This window comes from Halolactibacillus miurensis, assembly GCF_900116255.1.
Classification (GTDB): Bacteria; Bacillota; Bacilli; order Bacillales; family Amphibacillaceae; genus Halolactibacillus; species Halolactibacillus miurensis.
Genome location: NZ_FPAI01000001.1, coordinates 296,120 through 317,748 on the forward strand (window position 1 = coordinate 296,120; position 21,629 = coordinate 317,748).

The 21,629-nt window shown below is 40.1% G+C and carries 17 protein-coding genes; 12 read left to right on the forward strand and 5 right to left on the reverse strand.

What is annotated here, in order from left to right:
* Positions 1-50 precede the first annotated feature (50 nt).
* The 3 genes from BM390_RS01255 (at position 51) to BM390_RS01265 (ending at position 3,931) form a co-directional block, all read left to right on the forward strand.
* Positions 51-608, forward strand: coding sequence for a LemA family protein (locus BM390_RS01255; protein WP_062319562.1), 558 nt, complete (start codon positions 51-53; stop codon positions 606-608).
* A 5-nt stretch (positions 609-613) separates the two neighbouring features.
* A complete protein-coding gene (locus tag BM390_RS01260; RefSeq protein WP_089852736.1) occupies positions 614-2,305 on the forward strand; it encodes a DUF2207 family protein in 1,692 nt (563 codons plus the stop codon).
* Between the two features lie 108 nt (positions 2,306-2,413).
* Entirely contained in the window at positions 2,414-3,931 is a 1,518-nt protein-coding gene (locus tag BM390_RS01265; protein WP_089852737.1) for an L-lactate permease, read from the forward strand.
* Between the two features lie 80 nt (positions 3,932-4,011).
* Here the strand turns inward: BM390_RS01265 and BM390_RS01270 are convergent, their stop codons facing one another.
* Positions 4,012-5,028: an Rpn family recombination-promoting nuclease/putative transposase gene (locus BM390_RS01270; protein ID WP_177220595.1), complete on the reverse strand. Its 1,017-nt coding sequence runs from the start codon at positions 5,026-5,028 to the stop codon at positions 4,012-4,014.
* Between the two features lie 257 nt (positions 5,029-5,285).
* A complete protein-coding gene (locus BM390_RS01275; protein ID WP_062319569.1) occupies positions 5,286-6,476 on the reverse strand; it encodes a coenzyme F420-0:L-glutamate ligase in 1,191 nt (396 codons plus the stop codon).
* Positions 6,477-6,698: 222 nt separating this feature from the next.
* On the opposite strand from BM390_RS01275, the gene BM390_RS01280 reads away from it, so the two are divergent.
* Positions 6,699-7,592 carry a LysR family transcriptional regulator gene (locus BM390_RS01280; protein WP_062319571.1) on the forward strand — a complete coding sequence of 298 codons (894 nt, stop codon included), beginning with the start codon at positions 6,699-6,701 and terminating at the stop codon, positions 7,590-7,592.
* 16 nt (positions 7,593-7,608) lie between these two features.
* Here BM390_RS01280 and BM390_RS01285 read toward each other — a convergent pair whose 3' ends face one another.
* Complete coding sequence (locus tag BM390_RS01285) at positions 7,609-8,607, reverse strand: hypothetical protein (RefSeq protein WP_062319573.1); 999 nt, start codon at positions 8,605-8,607, stop codon at positions 7,609-7,611.
* Positions 8,608-8,879: 272 nt separating this feature from the next.
* Here BM390_RS01285 and ald point away from each other — a divergent pair, with 272 nt between their 5' ends.
* From ald to BM390_RS01305, 4 genes are all read left to right on the forward strand, one after another.
* Positions 8,880-10,004 carry an alanine dehydrogenase gene (ald, locus tag BM390_RS01290; protein WP_062319575.1) on the forward strand — a complete coding sequence of 375 codons (1,125 nt, stop codon included), beginning with the start codon at positions 8,880-8,882 and terminating at the stop codon, positions 10,002-10,004.
* A gap of 103 nt (positions 10,005-10,107) precedes the next feature.
* Positions 10,108-12,057 (forward strand): elongation factor G, encoded by a 1,950-nt coding sequence (locus BM390_RS01295; protein ID WP_177220596.1) that lies wholly within the window; start codon positions 10,108-10,110, stop codon positions 12,055-12,057.
* Between the two features lie 8 nt (positions 12,058-12,065).
* Positions 12,066-12,539 carry an LURP-one-related/scramblase family protein gene (locus tag BM390_RS01300; RefSeq protein WP_246806727.1) on the forward strand — a complete coding sequence of 158 codons (474 nt, stop codon included), beginning with the start codon at positions 12,066-12,068 and terminating at the stop codon, positions 12,537-12,539.
* 387 nt (positions 12,540-12,926) lie between these two features.
* Positions 12,927-14,612: a methyl-accepting chemotaxis protein gene (locus tag BM390_RS01305; RefSeq protein ID WP_062319582.1), complete on the forward strand. Its 1,686-nt coding sequence runs from the start codon at positions 12,927-12,929 to the stop codon at positions 14,610-14,612.
* A 194-nt stretch (positions 14,613-14,806) separates the two neighbouring features.
* Here BM390_RS01305 and BM390_RS01310 read toward each other — a convergent pair whose 3' ends face one another.
* Both BM390_RS01310 and BM390_RS01315 read right to left on the reverse strand, forming a co-directional pair.
* Positions 14,807-16,006, reverse strand: a complete 1,200-nt coding sequence (locus BM390_RS01310) for a DUF4317 family protein (RefSeq protein WP_062319584.1) — start codon at positions 16,004-16,006, stop codon at positions 14,807-14,809.
* Positions 15,999-16,754, reverse strand: coding sequence for a MurR/RpiR family transcriptional regulator (locus tag BM390_RS01315; RefSeq protein ID WP_062319587.1), 756 nt, complete (start codon positions 16,752-16,754; stop codon positions 15,999-16,001). The genes BM390_RS01310 and BM390_RS01315 overlap by 8 nt, the downstream gene beginning before the upstream one ends.
* A gap of 219 nt (positions 16,755-16,973) precedes the next feature.
* On the opposite strand from BM390_RS01315, the gene BM390_RS01320 reads away from it, so the two are divergent.
* From BM390_RS01320 to BM390_RS01335, 4 genes are all read left to right on the forward strand, one after another.
* Positions 16,974-18,401: a 6-phospho-beta-glucosidase gene (locus tag BM390_RS01320; protein ID WP_062319589.1), complete on the forward strand. Its 1,428-nt coding sequence runs from the start codon at positions 16,974-16,976 to the stop codon at positions 18,399-18,401.
* A 92-nt stretch (positions 18,402-18,493) separates the two neighbouring features.
* On the forward strand, positions 18,494-19,033 hold the full coding sequence (locus BM390_RS01325; RefSeq protein ID WP_089852741.1) for a DUF4358 domain-containing protein: 540 nt from the start codon (positions 18,494-18,496) through the stop codon (positions 19,031-19,033).
* Positions 19,034-19,077: 44 nt separating this feature from the next.
* Positions 19,078-20,460 carry an MBOAT family O-acyltransferase gene (locus BM390_RS01330; RefSeq protein ID WP_089852742.1) on the forward strand — a complete coding sequence of 461 codons (1,383 nt, stop codon included), beginning with the start codon at positions 19,078-19,080 and terminating at the stop codon, positions 20,458-20,460.
* An 18-nt stretch (positions 20,461-20,478) separates the two neighbouring features.
* On the forward strand, positions 20,479-21,582 hold the full coding sequence (locus BM390_RS01335; protein WP_062319593.1) for a DHHW family protein: 1,104 nt from the start codon (positions 20,479-20,481) through the stop codon (positions 21,580-21,582).
* The last annotated feature ends 47 nt before the right edge of the window (positions 21,583-21,629 follow it).

Consider the following 21,629-nt stretch of genomic DNA (forward strand, 5'->3'; position numbering starts at 1 on the left):
ATAATGGATATAGCAACATCACTTTACTAATTGAAAAGAGGGTGCAAAAGATGGTCGGTTGGATTGTTTTAGCGGTTATTTTAGTATTAGGACTTATTTTGATTATGTGGGGAATTTCTACCTACAACAACTTGGTGTCTACACGTGAACTTGTTGAGAATGCGATGGGTCAAATTTCGACGCAAATTGAATCGCGTTGGGACGCGTTAAAATCAATGATTGATGGCACAAAGCGTTATGAAGCTCACGAAGCAAAAGTGTTAGAGGGCATTGCTGAAAAACGCTCACAAATTGGTAAGGGTGCTGATGTCAGTGAAGTGAATCAAGATGATCAATTGTTTAATCAAGCCTTAGGTCGTTTAATTGCGGTAGCGGAAAGCTATCCGGATTTAAAAGCATCAACAGTGTATCAAGATACACTTGCACAAATTGATAAGTATGAAAATCAAGTCAGACAATCACGTATGATTTATAACGATACGGTGACAAAATTTAATCGTCTGATTCAAATGGTGCCATCCAATATTATTGCGGGTATGTTTAACTTTAGTAAGCGTGATTACTTTGAAAGTACAGAATCTAAACAAGACATGCCGAGCTGGGGGTGAGGTTGATGCGAAAATCACTCCTGACACTCGTTGTTTCGTTCGTGTTATTTAGTTTTTTAAGTATCGATGTATCGGCTAATTCGATGTCAACACTCGATTTACATGTTGAGCTCCATGAAGACGGTTCAGGGACGATTACCGAAACACGCCAAATGAACCTTGACGAAGGCACAGAGATGTATATTGTGTTAGACAACCTAGAAGGCGCAGTGCTTTCCAATTATTCGGTAACCGACTTTGGTGAACCATTCACGTTCCAAGATGGTTGGGATCTTGATTGGAGTCGCGAAGAAAAGGCAGGCAAGTACGGCATTATTGAAACAGATGAGGGTTATGAACTGACATGGGGAATTGGCGAATATGGTCCACATGAATATGTCGTCACGTATACCTTGTCAGATTTAGTCCGTCAGTTAGAGGATGGGCAAAGTCTAAATAATAATTTCTTTGATGGAGAGGGAAGTATTAATCCAGAAGAAGTATCAATCACCGTCACAGGACCGATATCGTTTACTCAAGATAATACGAGAATTTGGGGCTTTGGCTTCAATGGTGAAGTCTATTTAGAAGAGGGGGATTTAGTTGGTTGGAGTAATGAACCGATTAGGGACAATGGTCATATTACCTTACTGATGCAGTTTTCTGAACCAATCTTTTCTGGACTAAAGACAAAACAGATGTCACTTGAAGAAGAGTTAAATCGATCGTTAGAAGATAGTAGTTATGGCGATCAGCCAATGACATTCGGTGAGAAAATGATAATTGCCGCGTTTGTGTTATTTGGTATACTTTTGATTGGCTTTATTATTATTGTTGTCGTGGCACGTTCACGCGCAATCAAAAGAGCGAACCCACTCGTCACAGGGAAAGCAAGAGAAAAGTTAAATGAAGGTCAGTATTATCGTGAGATTCCGTATACGAAGGGTCCAATGCGCAACGTGCAGTATTTACTCGAATCCGTTGGTACGGGTAGTTTTGAAAACTACTTTAGTGCGTACGTATTAAAGTGGGTAAAAGATGGGTATATTACACATACGACAGAAACAAAAGGAATGGTCTTCAAAAAAGAGCACGATCAGTTTGTGTTAAATACGTTTAAACTAGATAAATCCGTCGATAAGATTGAACGACGTTTCTTTAAGGTCGTTGTCGAAGCAGCAGGCGCGGATGGTGTGCTTGATGAGAATGAAATTAAAGCTTGGTCGAAGAAGAACTACAAAGAGCTTGACGCGCTTAAGAATGATTTATTAAGGTACTCAAAAGATCATTTACACCACCAAGGTTATTTATATTTTGAAGAAGTGCCGTTTCTTGGGATGCATGCGACTATTACCAAAGCAAGTGCCGAAGGTGAAGAATTATTTGATCGGTTAGTTCAATTTAAAAATTACTTAACTGATTTCTCTTTACTCGATGAACGACAAATCAAAGAAGTTGGCCTCTGGGAAGATTTGATTATTTGGGCGAGTCTTTACGGTATCGCAGAAGAGGTGGCCAAACAATTAGCGGAATTCTATCCGCAGTTTGTCAGTCAATCGGAAGTGCGCGTATCGGATATTTATATCGCTTATGCTTTCTCACATAGTATGCAGTCAGGCTATAGTAGTGCTGTCTCAGCGGCTAGTGGCGGAGGCGGTTCAACGAGCTTTGGTGGCGGCGGTGGCTCCATGGGTGGTGGAGGAAGTGGCGCAAGATAGCTTCCTCGCCCGAAAGACGGCTATCTTTTTACCCTTGACAGAAAAAGTAAACAGGTAGAGAATAATGACGAGAGAAAATAGTAAATGTACTATAGGGGGCAACAACCAATGAATGATTATGTATTATTTCTGTTTGCACTTATTCCGATTGTGTTTTTAATTTTAGCTTTAGGTGTGTTCAATCGTCCGGCTTATAAAGCAGGGATGTGGAGTGTACTCATTGCTAGTGGCTTAGCGTTTTTCTTCTTTGATATGACACCATTCGGTATTGTAACCGCGATTGTTGAAGGAGCGGCTTTAGGGATTTGGCCGATTATGATTGTGATTATCGCGGCCATTTTCACTTATAATTTGGCTCAACATACGAAAAGCATGGATACAATCAATAAAATGTTATCGAGTATTTCTACCGATAAACGCATTCAAGTCTTGATTCTCGCATGGGGCTTTGGAGGATTCTTAGAAGCAGTTGCTGGTTACGGGACAGCCGTCGCTTTACCCGCGAGCATTTTAGCGGCCCTTGGATTTAATCCGTTATTTGCGGCGATTATCTCACTCGTTGCGAATACTGTGCCAACGGCTTTTGGTGCGGTCGGTATTCCGGTATCTACACTCGCACAAGTCACCGGACTTGAGGTAACCACGCTCAGTTACACAATTGTATTACAACTTACGTTGTTTATTATTATTATTCCATTCGTTTTAGTGTTCATGACTGGTAGAAGTCTGAAAGCATTAAAAGGTGTTGTCGGTATTACACTGGCTTCAGGTATTGCTTTTGCGGTGCCGCAAATCTTTGTGGCGCAGTACTTAGGGGCCGAACTACCAGCGCTTGTCGGTAGTTTGTTTAGTATGGCAACGACGATCGGTATGGCACTTTTGTTTCATAAAGATAAAAAAGCCAAAAATCCAGAAGTGGTATCTGTTTCTGAAGGGTTTAAAGCTTGGTTACCTTACATTTTAATTTTAGCTTTTATTTTACTGACCAGCCCACTTGTGCCGGCTGTGTATGATTTTGTTTCACATATTCAAACAACCGTGACAATTTATCAAGGACCAGGTGCAGCGGCATCGACGTTTAAATGGGTTGGGACACCAGGCGTTCTCATTATCCTTGCGGCTGTAATTGGCAGCTTGATTCAAGGGGCTAATTTAAAAGACATTGTTGGTGTGTTTGTCAGTACGGTCAAACAATTATCAAAATCAGCGCTTACGGTCGTGGCGATTGTTGCCCTTGCGAAAATCATGGGCTATAGCGGTATGATTACAAGTATTGCGACCGTGTTTGTGTTAGTGACCGGTTCATTCTATCCATTCTTTGCGCCAATGTTAGGGACACTTGGTACGTTTGTGACGGGGAGTGACACGTCATCGAATATTTTATTTGGTCCACTTCAAATCGAAGTTGCGAACTCGATTGGTGTTGATTCATACTGGTTGGCCGCAGCCAATACCTCAGGTGCGACAGGTGGCAAAATGATTTCACCACAAAGTATCGCTGTCGCAACATCTGCCACTGGTCTGATTGGTCAAGAAGGTAAGATATTCAATAGTACCTTAAAATTCTGTTTAGGCTATGTCGTCTTCTTAGGAATTTTAGTATATGTCGGTAGTTTATTCATTTGATTATGGACGCTATTGTTATGTAAAGTAAATAAAAACACCGCTTAATCGTCTTTTTCATCGATTAGGTGGTGTTTTTATGTTTATAAATAGTTGTTTAAGTCATCAATTGTCTCGATCTCATCAAAATGTTCAATAATTGTATTGATTCTAGCTTCATCTAATTGATAAACGTGCTGGATGGTGGCTTCTGGTATCTCGTTAAGTTTCATGGTTAACATCTTGTGTAAAGCTTTAGCCATCCCTTGTTTTAACCCTTGTTCTAATCCCTGTTCTAAACCTTCTTCTCTAAGAATGTCGGCAATTGTCATGACGACGTCACTTCCTTTCGGATAGGCTTGTTCTAATGTTTTCACTATATCATGGATATCGTGTTTTGAGAATGCGCCACTAGCACTAAAAATGTATCGGATTAATGTTTCAAAGTAGGCTAAGCCAACATCTTTCATATCAACAGTATAGATGACATCAATGGCGTGATAGATCATTTGTTTTAATATTTTGGGGTCATCTGAGTGAATATCACGTAAGGCAGTAAAGGATAATCTTAATTCTATTGGTCCTAAAATGTCTGCATCTGAAAATGTGGAGACATCAAACAAGATATAGTTAAAATTAGGCGTGTAGCTTTTCATTGCTTCACTTAATAGATCGAACCCTTCGATTAAGTCGGCTAACGACTCACCTGTATGCCAGGGGTTTTTTCCGTGATAAATCACAAGTGGAATAATCAAGGGTAGTTTAGCTGACTTATGTTGATGTGCCGCCGTTTTCCATATATCACACATGTACTGTAGTAACTGCACGGCAACTGTGGGACTTTGAAAGCTTTTGTGTTCAAACAATAGATAGAGATACCCAACTTTTTGGTTCATCTCAACTTTAAACAAGAGATCGGAAAACACTTCTTTTAGATGCTCGTTAATGAAACTGTCTTTCTGAGGTTCGAGTGTCTCTACATCGATGATGTCTACGATATGTGCTGGTAAATAATGAACCAAAAATTCTTTTGTGACAGTTATGTTGTGAAACGTTTCTTTAAAGAATTTGTCATGGGGGTTTTGGATATGAATGATTATCACCTGCTTTGTAAGTTTCACAGATATGTTTTCTGTGACTCATGAGTTAATCACATCTTAAATGAAAACAAGTCATGTATCCAATTGCCTAAATCGGAGAATTGGTAAATGGGGTCTTATGGTGAGGAGAATATTAAATACTCAGGTGAAAAGTTCATCTTCATTTGCCTTGAAGGTATAAAAATTTTTTCTAGTATGCGTGCGACTAAAAAAACCTACCAGAGATTCTGGTAGGCTTTACTATGATAGATATCGCGTATCCGATTCTTTATGATTGCTTAAACTGTATAGTTATCAAAATAACCTTGGATATAGACAATCGGTGTCCCTTTATCACCACTACCTGATGTTAAATCAGCTAGCGAACCGATGAGGTCAGTTAAACGACGCGGGGTTGTCCCTTGTGCTTCCATATGTCCGACCAAATCATCTTGTTTATTTCTAATGTAGTTAGAGATGGCATTTTTTAATTCGTCACCTTTTAAGTCACTAAAGTTATTGTCAGCAAGATACTTTAATTTCACTTCATTCGGTGTCCCGTCTAAACCAGTCGTAAAGGCTGGTGAAACAACTGGGTCTGCCAACTCCCAAATTTTACCCGCGGGGTCTTTAAAAGCACCGTCACCATAGACCATCACTTCGATTTGTTTCCCAGTTTTTTCAGACAGCGTCTGTTGAATCCTGTCAACGACAGGCTGAGCGTTATGTGGGAATAATTTCACGCGGTCTTCGGTTGATTTATTCGACCCAAGTAATCCATATTCTCCGTTAAAACCACTGCCATCGATTGAATGATTTAAAATATCATCCAGTGTATGGACGGTTTCTGCGCCTTCTGCTTTTAAAATGCGCTTAGTTCTCACGCGTGTATGAATATCACAAGCGAGCACATGTTTTGTATAGTTAAGAATGGCCTTGGCATTATTCGCAAAAATAACTTCACATTCAGCTCCAGCTTCTTCTGCGACTTCTTTATAGTAATCGATATAGTCCACACCTGTGAAAGTGTGCTTCTGATAACCAAAGTGGTCACGGAAAGTTTTCTCATCTAAAACATCTGTCCATGGATTAATGCCCTTTTCATCTAAGTGATCGAGTTCAACTAAATGGTTACCGACTTCATCAGACGGATAACTAAACATAATCACTACTTTCTTTGCGCCCATACTAATCCCGCGAAGTAAAGTCGCAAAGCGGTTACGACTTAAAATAGGGAAAATAACCCCAACGGTTTCGTCGCCAAACTTATCTTGAATATCGGTCGCAATTTGAGCGGTTGTCGCATAGTTTCCTTGTGCTCGTGCGACAATTGATTCTGTTACGGCAACAATATCTTTATCTTGAGGTACAAATTCACCTTGATCAATCGCTTTCATCACGCTATCAACAACAATCGCTTCGATGCTGTCACCTTCATTAATAATGGGGCATCGTAAGCCTCTCGTAACGGTTCCTATTACACGTTCCATTTGTATTCGCTCCTTAAAAAGTCGATTATTTAACGTGTAAACAACAATTAATGTTCGTGTTTACTATTACACTATACGCGCTTGTTATCTATAAGTAAAGTTGATATATTGAATATGAGATATAATTAAAACGAATATCAATAGAGGGCATGCATAGATAATCAGTTCTTATCGATGCGGTTAGACCCAAACATTTAAGTGAAAAGAAATGGAGTGACAGAAGTGAAAGCAAAACTCGATTTGTACCGAATTTTTGTCGAAGTAGCTGAAAGAAAAAGTCTATCAAAAGCAAAAGAACATCTGTTTATGAGCCAACCAGCTATTAGTCAAGCACTAAAGCAACTAGAAGAGAGTTTGAATCAGCGACTATTCCACCGGGAATCACGCGGTGTAGAATTAACGACCGAAGGGAAAGTACTGTATCAGTATGTGAAAGATGCCCTGCACCTGATTGACCAAGGAGAAAAACAACTCGATGCCTATCAACAATTAGAAGCAGGCGAGCTTAGTATCGGTGTCGGTGATACGGTAAGTAAATATTATTTACTCCCGTTTCTACAGGCGTTTCATGAGCGCTATCCCAATGTGCATTTTAAAATCGTAAATGGAACGACTTTAGAATTACTCCCACTTGTGAAAAGCGGGGAAGTTGATTTTGCGGTCTGTAATTTACCTGTGACCGATCCTGTGATTGAAACGAAACCTTGTCTAGAAGTGCGGGATGTGTTTGTTTGCGGAGAAAAATATCACGATAATTTTAGCCAGCCCATCTCGATTGAGACGTTATTGACGTACCCCATTATTTCGTTAGAGAAAAAGTCTAATTCACGTCGCTTTGTGGAGAACTACTTGATATCAAAAGGTTTTGAATATACACCGACATTTGAAATCGGTTCTTATGATCTCCTCGTTGAGTTTGCGAAAATTAATGTAGGTATCGCTGCGGTGGTACGTCCATTTTCTGATGAGGCGATCAACCGAGGTGAGGTCTATGAAGTACCTCTACTTGAACCGTTACCAACACGTCATATCGGTTTATGTTTAAAAAATAATGTTCCACCATCACAAGCAGCACGCACGTTTATGGAGATGATGAACGATGACTTGAAAATATGACTGGTTCAGCAAAGTCTTATTTGTAAATGAGCTGTCTTTTATGTTTGGCTGATAAGTATAGAACGATAAAACGATAAGCATCAACGATCCCGCGAGTCGTAATGACGCCGATAAAAGCAAGGGTGCCGAGTTTTCCGCCTGCATTCTCTAAGAACGGTTGACTAAAAATCATCGTGATGGCACTTATGAGGGAAGCTAAGTAAAACAATGACACACGTGGTAAGACTAACCGATTGCTCATAGCGGTAAACGTTCCCATCATAAAGGCAGCAAGTAGAATGTGAGGGATAGTGATTGGAATGACCATTCCGATTAGCACAATAGCCATAGTGGCTATACTTGAGGCAAAAATGGGGTCATGTTTCAGGTAGCGCCTGATGGTGAGGGTCAGCCAGGTCCCTAATAATGTAAAGAAAATAAGCCATAGCTGCATCTTGACGTCAGGAATCGTCAGACTAACTGGGCGGTGACCAAGCACATAGCCAGAAGTTAAGGTTCCAATTAAACTTAAGGCACCTAATTTGCCGCCATAACCGACAAAGGTGTAGCGACTAAATACATAGATGATCCCGGTGACAACGGCCGCGAGGATAATGCACCAAAAATCGGGTAAGAAAACGGTATGAGTCATACCAATGAAGGAACCGGTATAAATGATGGTCTTTTGTCGTTTGAAAAAAACAGCACCACTTAAGCCAACGACGGCAGATGATAAATAGGCACCGAACTGAAAAGTATGACCGAGACTAAAGGTAATCATCGCTGAGCTAATGATTAAGATGACTGTTGTCGTGTCGGTCTTCTTCCAGTGATACGGTGATTTAAAGTGCCGCTCAAAAAACTGCAGGGCGAGGGCATGAAGTTTCAGTGAAAAGAAAAACAGACCAAGGAGAAAAAACAAACCAAATAACCACCTCGTTTGAGACATGACCCAATCGACAAAACTTATCGTAAACAACATGAGACCGATTAGGGCGAGGGGTAAGAAACCGAGTAGTAATAGAAGGAGTGACATTTGATTCACCTCTTTTAGAAAGTTAGGGTTAGTATTCTTTTCCTTAAATGCCTCATCATGAAAAGAGAAGTTGGGATATTTTTTTGACAATTTTGTGACAGTTATATCACCGTTCTTGAAAAGGTATGAAATTAATCTCTTTAGGGTATATAAAGACTAACATGTTGATTTATTAAGCGTTCATTTGTTATGCAGGCTTATATAATTGGATATATGATGTGTTATAGTAAAAGTATGTATATTAATTCACAAATATATTAGGAGGATGTCTTATGCGTATTGGTATTCCAAAAGAAATTAAAAACAATGAATTTCGAGTTGCAATGACACCAGTTGGTGTCGAACTATTAACGAAACAAGGTCATGAGGTATTCATTGAAACAACAGCCGGCGAAGGTGCTGGCTTTCTAGATGAAGATTATCAGTCAAAAGGGGCTGTTATTGTACCTGAAGCCCGAGACGCTTGGGAAGCAGAAATGGTGATCAAGGTAAAAGAGCCGCTCGCAAGTGAATATCGCTACTTTAGAGATGATCTGATTTTATTCACGTATCTTCACTTAGCAAATGAACCAAAGCTGACAGAAGCATTAAAAGAAGCGAAAACGACGGCGATTGCTTATGAGACGATGGTCGGTGCTGATGGCGGTTTACCGATGTTACATCCGATGAGTGTCATTGCCGGACGATTGTCTGTTCAAGTAGCCGCCCATTACTTACAAAAACCAATGGGTGGAAGTGGTGCGTTAATTGGTGGTGTTCCAGGTGTTAAAAACGGTAAAGTCACGATTATTGGCGGTGGTGTCTCTGGACAAAACGCGCTTCAAATTGCGAAAGGTTTAGGTGCTCATGTGACGTTACTTGATATCCGTGCCGAAGTCTTAACGCAAGTTGAAGCCGATTATGGTCATGAAGTGGTGACGCAAATTTCTAATGAAGTCAATATTCGCGAAGCGATTAAAGATGCGGATATTGTCGTTGGTGCCGTGCTTATTCCTGGTCGAAAAGCGCCAAAACTGGTGAGTGAGGATATGGTGAAACAAATGAAACCAGGTAGTGTCATCGTTGATATTGCGGTCGACCAAGGCGGTATTTTTGAAACAGCTGATTTGGTAACCACTCATGATGACCCTGTCTATGAGCGTCACGGTGTCCTACACTATGCGGTTGCGAATATGCCAGGGGCTGTTCCGCGAACATCAACGATCGCACTTACGAACGTTACTTTACCTCATGCGGTACAATTAGCTAATCGAGGTGTGAAAAAAGCCGCCGAACGCGATCATACGCTGTATAGTGGTATTAATTTATATGATGGTAAGTTAACGAACCTTGCCGTTGCCGAAACATTCGGTTATGAATATCATGAATTTAGTCAATTAGTCAACGATGAATCATGACAGACGTCACAAATGATTCTAAAATAGTGAAAAGCTCTTGATGAATCCATCAAGGGCTTTTTACTATGGTAAAATAAAGGTAGAAGAAGGTGAGGTGATTGAAATGAATCATACGATAGGCGTCTTTGCCCATGTCGATACCGGTAAAACCACCTTTGTGGAACAGTGGCTTTATAACAGTGGCAGCTTAAAACAAAAAGGGCGGGTCGATCATAAAAATAGTTTTCTTGATCAACACCGAATTGAAAAAGCACGCGGTATTACGATTTTTAGTGATTATGGCGTGATTGAAACAGCAACCGACCGATTATATATTATGGATACACCTGGTCACGTCGATTTTCAGATGGAGATGGAACGTGCCCTTAGTGTGATTGACGTCGGTGTTTTGCTCGTGAGTGCTAAAGAAGGTGTCGTCTCACATACAAGAACGGTCTATCACTTATTAAAAGACAGAAACATTCCGGTGATCTTTTTCATTAATAAAACCGACCTATTAGGTGCCGACGTTAAAAAAGTGACAAGCATGATTGATCAACTTACTGGTACAGATAGCTATTTATTCGAAACAAGTGATTTGAAGGCAACTGATATAGAAGCGTTAGCTTTGTTGGCTGAGAGTTTAATGGACGCTTACCTCTCGGACACATTGAAAGAAAAAGATATCATGACGTTCATAACTGAACGTTTCAAAGAAAGTGCGCTCGTTCCTGTTTTTAAAGGTGCCACGTTACATAACGAGGGATTGGATGTGTTTGATCACTGGCTTAGGCGTTTGTTACCAAGAGAAAAGCATGTCGAGCATCATCAGCCAGTGGCGGATGTGTTTAAAGTGCGTTACGAAAACGGTGAACGATTAGTCTTTGTGAAAGTATTAGCGGGTGAATTTAACGTGCGTGATGAAGTGACTTATAAAACGTTCACGGGTGAGTTAATGACAGAAAAAATAACCGCAATCAAACAGATGAACGGGCCGAAGCAAACATCGATTCAGTCAGCGACAACAGGGATGTTAGTGGCCTTGGTCGGCTTATCAACGGTTCAAGTATTTGACCGTTTGAATGATCCAGATTATCAAGGCGTGTCAAAGCTCAAACCAACGTTAACGGTTGATATCATCACATCAGCTGATCTCCATGATCTGTACCAAGACATGTTGAAGTTAACAGAAGAAGACCCGAGTTTAGCCGCCAGACTCAGTCAAGATAAAACCCGGGTGCAGCTAGATGTCCACGGAGAAGTACAGCTAGAAATTTTAGCTGATATTATTTCTGATCGGTTTGGTTATGAGGTCACTTTTTCACAACCGGACATTTTATATCAAGAGACGATTAAACAACCTGTCTATGGTTATGGTCACTTTGAACCGCTCAAGCACTATGCCGAGGTACATCTCTTATTAGAGCCGGCAAAAAGAGGCTCTGGTATCCAGTTTAAGTCAGCGTGTGATGTAAATCAGCTCAGTGTTAGTCATCAGCGCTTAATCGAACAACATCTCTTTGAGAAGTCCCATAAAGGGACAGTGATCGGGGCTCCGCTCACTGATGTTTCCGTGACGTTAACAAATGGCCAGGCCCATGAAAAACATACCAGTGGTGGCGACTTCAGAGAAGCCACTTGGCGTGCCCTAAGGCAGGCCTTATTGATGACAGACATGGTGTTATTAGAACCACTGTATCGTGTGGAGGCAACGGTGACGCCGGATTTACTCGGTAAATTGATGCAAGACATCACCAAAGCAGGTGGTGAGACCGATGCCCCGCTCATAAGAGAAACAGATGTTTTTCTGACCGGTCGTGTGCCGGTTAAGACATTTTATGACTATCCAAAAAAGTTCTTGAGCTATACAAAAGGAGAAGGTCACCTTGGTCTTAGCTTTTTTGGATATGATGAAGTTAACGATCTAGAGTCAATCACCGCAGCACAAGCATATGATCCGTGGCATGACGAAGAAACAACCGGGGATTCAATCTTTTGTCAAAAAGGGAAAGGTTATACGGTAAAAGCAGACGAAGCAGCACAAGCGATGCACTTACCGATAATAAAGAAATGAGGGATACAATGACAACATTTTATATGCGTCAAAAAGTATTTAGCTTAGGTGAAAAGTTTACCATTACTGACCAGAATGAAGAGGCGAAGTATACCGTTCAAGGAAGTTTCATGCAGATTCCGAAACAATTTACGATTTATGATCAGACCAATCAAGCTGTTGGGACGATTACGAAGAAAATGATCAGTCTCCTGCCAGCTTTTTATGTCTCTGTCGATGGGTTTAAAGAGATTATGATCCAAAAAGCGTTCACTTTTTTCAAAACCCGCTTTGATATTCATGCGGAAAATATTCATATTGTTGGCGACATTTTTGATAAGTATTTTGAGGTCCACGGTCCGGCAGGTGTGATTGCCTATGTTGAAGAGAAATGGTTCACCTGGGGAGATACATATACGATTGACGTGGCAGATGGGCGTTATGAAGCGCTTGTCATTAGTCTTATTGTTGCGATTGACTTTGCGAAGGCTCAGGAGAACTGATGCGTTAAAAAATAGCACAAAAAAAGCAGACGATAGGATAGCTACCGTTTGCTTTTTCATTGTTCGTTATCACAGTTACCCTAAACCTAAAACGCGTATGTTTCTCCTCTCTTACAATGCTTCTTATGCCTTCACGTTTTTTCTCCTATAGTTCATATCTTTGTCATACCCCATGTTAGCTGCTTTTATCCACATGGTTATACACATATACCGCCTGGTTCATGATTCGTTTTTGTTATCCACAAGTGGATAAGTGTTGTTTGTGCAGAAAAATAGGTCGTTCGTGATTGATTGCTTTTAAGGAGTTGTACTCTTGTTATAGTCAAAGCAAACCATACAAATAAATGAAGGCGTTTACTTGAAGTGAAAACAAAAAGGAGCAGATCAATGAAGCAATCTATGAGCAGACGAATGTCAATTATCTTTTTCCTATTAGGGATGATTTTTTTGACGAATACCATTATGAGTGCGATAACAAGTGACCAAGTACGGTTATCATCTGAATTAATGAGTGATTATTTCTTACCAATAGAACAAACACGGTTAGCCTTTAAAGAGCCCCTACATTATATCGATTTAGAAGTGCAAGGTAACCTTACAGGAGAAGTAGCTATACGAGAGGATACCAACAGTCAACTTGTGACTTTAACGGATACCTTAAAAAATACACTAGAGAATTATTCAGACCGTGTGATGCATAATGAATTATTATTAGCATTTGAACCTGTGGAACAAGTCTTAAATGACATACGTACGACACTCCAATCAGGTGAGGTTGAAGCGTCTGAATGGGGCATGTTGTACGAGACTTATAAATTAGCTGAAGCCGATTTTAATGACGTACTAACGCAAAATATTGCCCATGAAAAATCATTAATAGACAGTCGCGTCAGCCGGTTAGTAATCATCGTCTGGGGCATGGGACTGTTATTTTTCGTGGTTACGTTGATAGGTTTCCTTCATTTAAGGCGGACCATCGTCAAACCGCTCGTCGTTATGAGCCGGACATTAGATGAGATGATTGTCGCAATAGAAATGAAACAAGGTGATTTATCGAAACGGTTAACGCATAAACAATCAGATGAATCCGGTGTGATTCGAGATGCGGTCAATGACTTTATCGAGCGACTACAAAGGGTGCTTATCGGTGTAAAACATGACACGGATTTAACCGTATCCAGTAGTGAAACACTTGATCAAACGATCATTGAAAGTACCGCACATACGGCATCGATGAGTGAATCACTGCATCAACTATCGGCGACAATGGAAGAATTAAATAGCACTATCTTAGAACTAGAACACGCCTCTATTCAAATTGAAGATAAAGCGACGGTGATGGATACTGTGTCAATCCAACAAGTATCGGTCATTGATACTATTACAGATGAAACAGCGGCTCTAAATCAGCACTTAAAACAAAACCATAAAACGGCAAAAGATCACATTGCTTTGATGTCAAAAACAGTCACAGATGCAATTAAAGATGCGGCCGCTGTTAAACAGATTGATGACTTAACCAAAACAATCTTGGATATTTCGGGTCAAACGAATTTACTTGCTTTAAATGCCTCAATTGAAGCTGCGCGCGCGGGTGAAGCGGGAAAAGGTTTTAGTGTAGTTGCCTCAGAAATTAGAAACTTAGCGGCTTCAACTGAAAACACCGCGTCACATATTCAAACCGTTAACGGCGTAGTAAATGAGGCGGTTAATCAATTGGTTAAAGAAAGTAAAGGGATGATTGATTATCTTCAATCAGATATACTCACAGATTATCAACAATTTAACAAGGAAATGAATCGCTTCACCAATCAGATAATAGACTTAAAGGATGTCTTTATCGGATTTAAACAACATACCAACCTATTTAAAACAACGAGTCGTCATATGGCAAGTGGATTAAAAGAAATGACCGAGGCAACAGAAGATGCGGTTACCCGGGTCGTATCATCAAGTGAAAGTGCGGCCGGCCTGTTAGAAAATATGGAAGACATGCGTCAATCATCAAACAATCAACGCGATATTATTCAGCGTCTTACTACACAATTAGCGCCGTTTAAAAAGCTAGAGTAATTATCTACATGTGGATAACGTCTTTTAGCAACGCTTGTCAGTTTTTCTCGTGGATAACGTGGGGATAACACGGTATCTTAAGATAGACGTATAGATCCAAGAGTATCTATACAGTAAGATAAAAAACCAGTAAAAACCTTCATTTCGCAAGGTTTTTACTGGTTTTAAATTCAAACAAATGTATGGTGACTGATTTACTCGTTGTCTTTGGTTGCATCGTCTTTCTTTTCACCAAATACTTCTGGAATCATCGTAAAACCATCCACAACCGTGTCTTCGTCAACCTCAATCATTAAATAGCGACGGCCAAACATCTGCATTTGTTTGACGTAACGTAAGTCCTCCGGACTCACTTTGACATCGGCGACTTTTGTATTGATCTTAATTGATTTTGATTTGTATTTCGGGACAATGTTTTTCGCTTTTAATGTGTAATGTTCATCGTCAATCACCGATTGAAACGCGATTTTTACTCGTTCGGGTTCAATGGGTGTGGACCCACTCGTCGTCAATAGTTCAGCGATATCTTTATAATCAAGTGTTGGGACCTCATCTTCTTCTTCATTTTCTTCGACTCGGCGATTAATATCTTCATACATTGATGAGAGCGTTTGGGTATCCATTTTATATCCAACGGTGTCTCTGACGATTTCTTCAAAGATGATTTTATCTTCTTGTTGGGTCACGGTTTCCTCTGCTTCTAATACATCGGTAATAAACGTTTCATCTGGTTCATTTGCTTTTGGTGCGGTATAAAGAATGTGGTTCACATCCGCTTGTTTATCCGTAAAACATGGGAATAAAAAACCACCAATCGGGGCTTTAATATTAATGACCGGGTCCACAATGACTTGGTATTTAAACGTTTTTTCGACATAATCAAATAGTAAGTCTTTCGGCGGGTCCTGGGTTTTATTGATGGTACACAAAATAAACTGATGATCGTAAACGAGATCATTTTGATGGGTAAAGTCATCATCGGGTTTCTTTTGTGGTTTTAAATAATCCCCTTTAATAAAACTAATGACAATATCATGGTCATACTCGCGGGACTCAAGCATCCGTTCAACAATCTCTAACATGAGTTCGGTAAAACGCGCTTGGTCTTCGGTCATTAATGCTTCGTTTAATTTCAGTTGAACCGGATCCTCGGTATCTGGTTGAAATTTAAGCTCAAATAATTTTTCGTCGAGCTGACCAGTTAACGTCTTTTTAAAGTTAGTGAAAAATAGATCTTGTTCATCTTCTGCGAGAATATTGAACGGACGATTGATTTGGTGATAAATTTCCTTCGTTTCTTTCATCACATAGACGTTAAATATATTTTGCACGTGTAATAAATCATTGTCACGCTTAAATTGTTTTCTAATATCGGCAATATCTTTTTTATTCATGTGGGTCCTCCAAAATTTCGTTTCGTTGTTGTTCATGTTGGTTCAATTTACGGGCCAGTGTTTCTAATAGATAAATGACCGGCACTTGGGTGGTGATGTTGGTGTCTTCGTAATATTCTTCTGTCATATAGTAAGCGAGATTAAGATCACTCATCTTCGCCGTTGTACACTGTTTGTTGTTGGTAATACTAATGACTTTTGATCCTTCCCGTTTTAGCCGGTTCATTTGTTTGATCGTAAAGCTATTTTCGCCGGAAACAGACAAGACAATCGAGACACTGTTTTTCTGAAGTCGATTATGGATCGGATAAGAAAAGTCTTTGATATACATCGAAAACTTCCCCAAGCTAGAAAAATAACGGGCCCCGTACTCAGCTAAAATACCTGAACTACCAATGCCGACAAAGAGCACGTTATCTGCCTGTGTTAACATCTGGACCGCCTCTTCTAAAACGGTTTCTTGATCGCTTGAAAGCGTCCGCTCGAAAAATTCCATTACTGCGTGCTCGCCTGATTTAACAACCGATTGGCGTGACTTTAATTCAAGTTTTAATTTCGTTTTAAATTCAGAAAACCCTTCACAGCCGACTTTCTTACAAAACCGTAAAATCGTTGCGGTTGAGACGTGAGTATGTTCGGCGAGTTCTCTAATCCGCATATAAATGACTTCATGTTCATGAGTAATGACGTAATTATAAATATCTGTTTCAAGGTCGTTAAATGAGGCAATCATTTCACTAGTAAACATTCTTTCACCTGCTTTTCTACACGTATGAACGCACTATGTCATTCCTATATTATAGCACAATGATACACCCTGTGTCAGAAATGTTACATGGGACATTTCGTGTAAATATAAACAAAATGTAGGTTTTGCCGAGTGATAACTTGGAAATATGATACGATAAAGATAAGAACAAAAGATACCAATTAAATAAAACATAAAAATCTAGAGGAGGAAATGCGTATGGGTTTTAGAAAAGATTTCTTATGGGGTGGCGCAACAGCGGCTAACCAATGTGAAGGGGCCTATAACCAAGATGGACGAGGACTCGCAAATGTCGATGTCGTACCAACAGGTAAGGACCGCTTCCCAATTATCGCAGGTAAACGTAAAATGCTTGATTTTGAAGAAGGGTATTTTTATCCGGCCAAAGAAGCAATTGATATGTATCACCACTACAAAGACGATATTAAACTGTTTGCCGAGATGGGTTTTAAAACGTATCGCTTATCGATTGCGTGGACGCGGATTTTCCCTAAAGGTGATGAGCTAGAACCAAATGAACAAGGGCTTGCCTTTTATGAAGATCTCTTTAAAACATGCCAAGCATACGGGATTGAACCACTTGTCACGATTACCCACTTTGATTGTCCGATTCATTTAATTAAAGAGTACGGCGGCTGGCGTAACCGGAAGATGATTGAGTTTTATGAGCGTTTAGTACGCGTGTTATTCACCCGCTTTAAGGGGCTTGTGAAGTACTGGCTTACCTTTAATGAAATTAATATGATCCTCCATGCGCCGTTTATGGGCGCAGGCCTTGTGTTTGAAGAGGGAGAAAATGAACAACAAGTGAAATATCAAGCATCCCATCACGAACTTGTGGCGAGTGCGGTCGCCACAAAAGTGGCCCATGAAGTCGACCCAGATAATATGGTTGGCTGTATGTTGGCGGCTGGCTTAAACTATCCGTATACGTGCAAGCCAGAAGATGTCTTTTTGGCCCAACAAAAAGACCGAGAAAACTATTTCTTTATCGATGTCCAGTCACGTGGGGAGTACCCAGCGTATGCGTTAAAACAGTTAGAACGTGAAGGCATTGAGATTGAGATGACAGCGGAAGACTTAGAAGTACTTAAAAACCATACGGTCGACTTTATTTCATTCAGTTATTACTCATCCCGTGTTGTGACAACGGATCCTAAATTAAACGAACAAACCGAAGGCAATATCTTTGCCTCAGTAAAAAACCCGTACTTAGAAGCGAGTGAATGGGGCTGGCAAATTGACCCGCTCGGGTTTAGAACAACAATGAACGCACTCTATGACCGTTACCAAAAACCGTTGTTTGTTGTAGAGAACGGCTTAGGTGCGATTGATACACCAAATGAATCAGGTTATGTTGAAGATGATTACCGGATTGACTATTTACGTGAACATATCAAAGCGATGAAAGATGCCGTCGAGATTGATGGCGTTGATTTACTCGGTTACACGTCTTGGGGTTGTATTGACCTTGTCAGTGCAGGGACAGGTGAGATGAAGAAGCGTTACGGCTTTATTTATGTTGACCGTGATAATGAAGGTAACGGGACGCTAAAACGTACGAAGAAAAAATCCTTTGATTGGTATAAAAAAGTGATTGCTTCAAACGGTGAAGATTTAGCTTAAGTAAAAGGTTACAACTTTTTAAAAAAGTTGTAACCTTTTACTATTGATGGCGACTAATGACATAGATATACATAAGAAAGGGAAGGATAAACATGAAAAAAGTATGGTTAGTTGTTAGTTTAATTGTTTTAACGATGGTAATGGCGGCGTGTGGAAGTAGCTCAGAAGGAGATTCTGCAGATGAGACAGAAGCAGTCACCATGAATACCGAAGAAGTGATGAATCAAGTTGAAAGTCAAATCAGTGAGGATATGGGCGGGGAGACAGGCATGTTACAACGTGCTAATTTAACCGATGAAGAAGACCCGGCGGGTCAAATGTACATCGATACAATGGGGATTGAACGTGATCTACTCGCTTCTGGCTTTGGTTATCAGTCAATGATGAATGTGAATTCTACCACGATTATTGTGTTAGAGGCCGCATCAGCAGACGATGTACCTGCAGTAAAAGAAGGTTTAGAGGCATATTTAGAGAATCAAGTGAATGTTTGGAGTCAGTACTTACCGGATCAATATGAAAAAGTTGAGAATAACATTATTAAAACAGCTGGTAACTATTTGATTTATATTACGTATGATCACCCAGAAAATATCGAAACGATTTTTGATGAAGCAGCTGGAGCTGAATAAGCGGCTGCTTCAATCCTATAGGGTGATGTAAAGGAGGACTAACGATGGTCTTTAGCTCACTGACATTTTTATTGATCTTTTTACCCCTTGCGTTAGCAAGTTATATCGTTAGTCCAAAGCGGCTAAAAAATGGAGTGCTACTTATTGTTAGCCTCCTTTTTTATGCGTGGGGAGAACCGGTTTATGTCTTCCTCGTGATCTTTTCGGGGGGGATGGACTATCTTCATGGCCGTTTAATGGGGCGATTTGACGAAAGAGATGGGTTAAGAAGGCTCGTCTTACTGTCGTCACTCGTCATTAATTTAGGCGTGTTGTTTTTCTTTAAATATGCTGATTTTCTTATAGACTTACTAAACAAAGCGTTTCAATTAGACATCGGCCTATTAGAATTACCCTTACCGATTGGAATTAGCTTTTATACGTTTCAAACGCTCTCGTATACGATTGATGTCTACCGAAAGAAAGTAAAAGTGAATCACAGCCTGATTGACTTTCTTATGTATGTATCACTGTTTCCACAACTTGTCGCCGGACCGATTGTCCGTTATGAGGCGATTGATGATCAATTGAAAAAGAGGGTTGTCACAAAAGAAGACATAACAGAAGGTATGTTTCTCTTTAGTTATGGTTTAGCTAAAAAAGTCCTCATCTCCAATCAAATGGCGGCTTTGTATGAACAACTGACAGCCATTGAACCTATATCCGTTTCGGTGAGTGTCTTTGTTGGATTGAGTTATGGTTTACATATTTATTTTGATTTTAGTGGCTACTCTGATATGGCCATTGGTTTAGGTCGTCTGTTTGGCTTTCATTTTCCGGAAAACTTCAACTATCCGTATCAAGCCACTTCGATTAAAGACTTCTGGCGACGTTGGCATATCACACTGAGTCAGTGGTTTAGGGATTATTTATACATCCCGCTTGGAGGTAACCGGGTCGGACAAGTGAAATGGTTAAGAAACGTGCTCATCGTTTGGTTTTTAACGGGGCTTTGGCACGGGGCGAGTGTCAACTTTATTCTTTGGGGCTTATATTTTGGTATGTTTCTAATTGCGGAGACGTATATCAGTCCTCACGTCTCACACAAGCTGCCGGTCATATTAAAGCGGATGTATACCCTCGGGGTTGTCCTTATTAGCTGGTTGATTTTTAGTTTCACAGACATTAATGAGTTAGTGGACTACATCACAGGACTGGTTATCTTTGAAGCGCCGCCGACGGCACTGTTATATTATCTGCGTGAATATGCGGTGTTGTTAGTGGTTGCCATCATCGGGTCAACCAATGTGTACAAGCGTATAATCATGAAAAATACCTCACGCACAGTGATGGTAGTAGAAAGTTTATTCGTGATGGTTCTTGTGGTGTTAGCGATGGGTTACCTTGTTGATCAGTCATTTAACCCGTTTATTTATTTCCGGTTTTAATGTGAGAGGAGAGGTAGGATGAGACGATTAATAGGGATGTTGATGATTGGTTTTTTTGGTATGCTGGCGGTGTTGACCTTCATAATGAAAGACCAAACCTTTTCAGAAACGGAAAATCGTTACTTACAAACGATGCCCGCTATAGAACTGGAAGCAATCCTTGACGGGTCCTTTATGGATGACATCGAAACGTATTTAGCTGACCAAATCGCCGGTAAAGATGTTTTCCTTACGTTAAAATCAAAGACAGAACAAGCGCTACTTAAAAGAGAAAATAACGGCGTCGTAAAAGCAGGGGATTATTTAATTGAACCGTTTATTTATCAAGAAGACAATCTGTTAAAAAATCTTGAAGCGATCAATCAGTTTCACCAGTCTAATCAAGCTCTTTTTGATATGACGGTGATGATTGTCCCAAATCAAGTCGCTATATATGAAGCAGACTTACCGGCGTACTTACCGACAGATGACCAAGCGCATGTATTACAAACAATAGACGAGCGCCTTGATATGGACACCGTTAATGTGAGTGAGGTATTACGTCAATATAAAGAAGACACTATCTATTATCATACCGATCATCACTGGACAATGCGCGGGGCGTACTTAGCTTATCAACGATGGTTTAACGAAAAAGCAAAGCCACTATCGGATTATCAATCTGAAGTTGTTTCAACTGATTTTCCGGGTACGCGTTACCGCAAGTTTCATGATTTAACCTTACCAAAGGATACGATTGAATGGTTTAACGTGACCGATGCGCTTGACTTAACCATCACTTACAGTGACGGTAGGGTGACGGATCACTATACCCATCCTCAGTATTTAGATAAAACGGATCAATATCGGTTCTTTCTAGATGGGAATGATTCGCTGATTAAGATAGAGGTTAATCATGAAGAGAAAACAAATAGAAAGCTTATGGTCGTAAAAGATTCGTATGCTGATAGCTTTATCCCGTTTCTACTACCTCATTACGATGAGATTCATTTGATTGATCCGCGTTATTATAAACAGTCACTCAAGGCGTATATGAAAGAATACGAGCTCAGTGAACTGCTCGTCTTATATAACCTTCATACCTTTAATGAAGACCAATCACTTCGTCATATATTGTATTAATAGTTCATCCATATTGTCTATTATTCAAACACCTATTATACAACCAA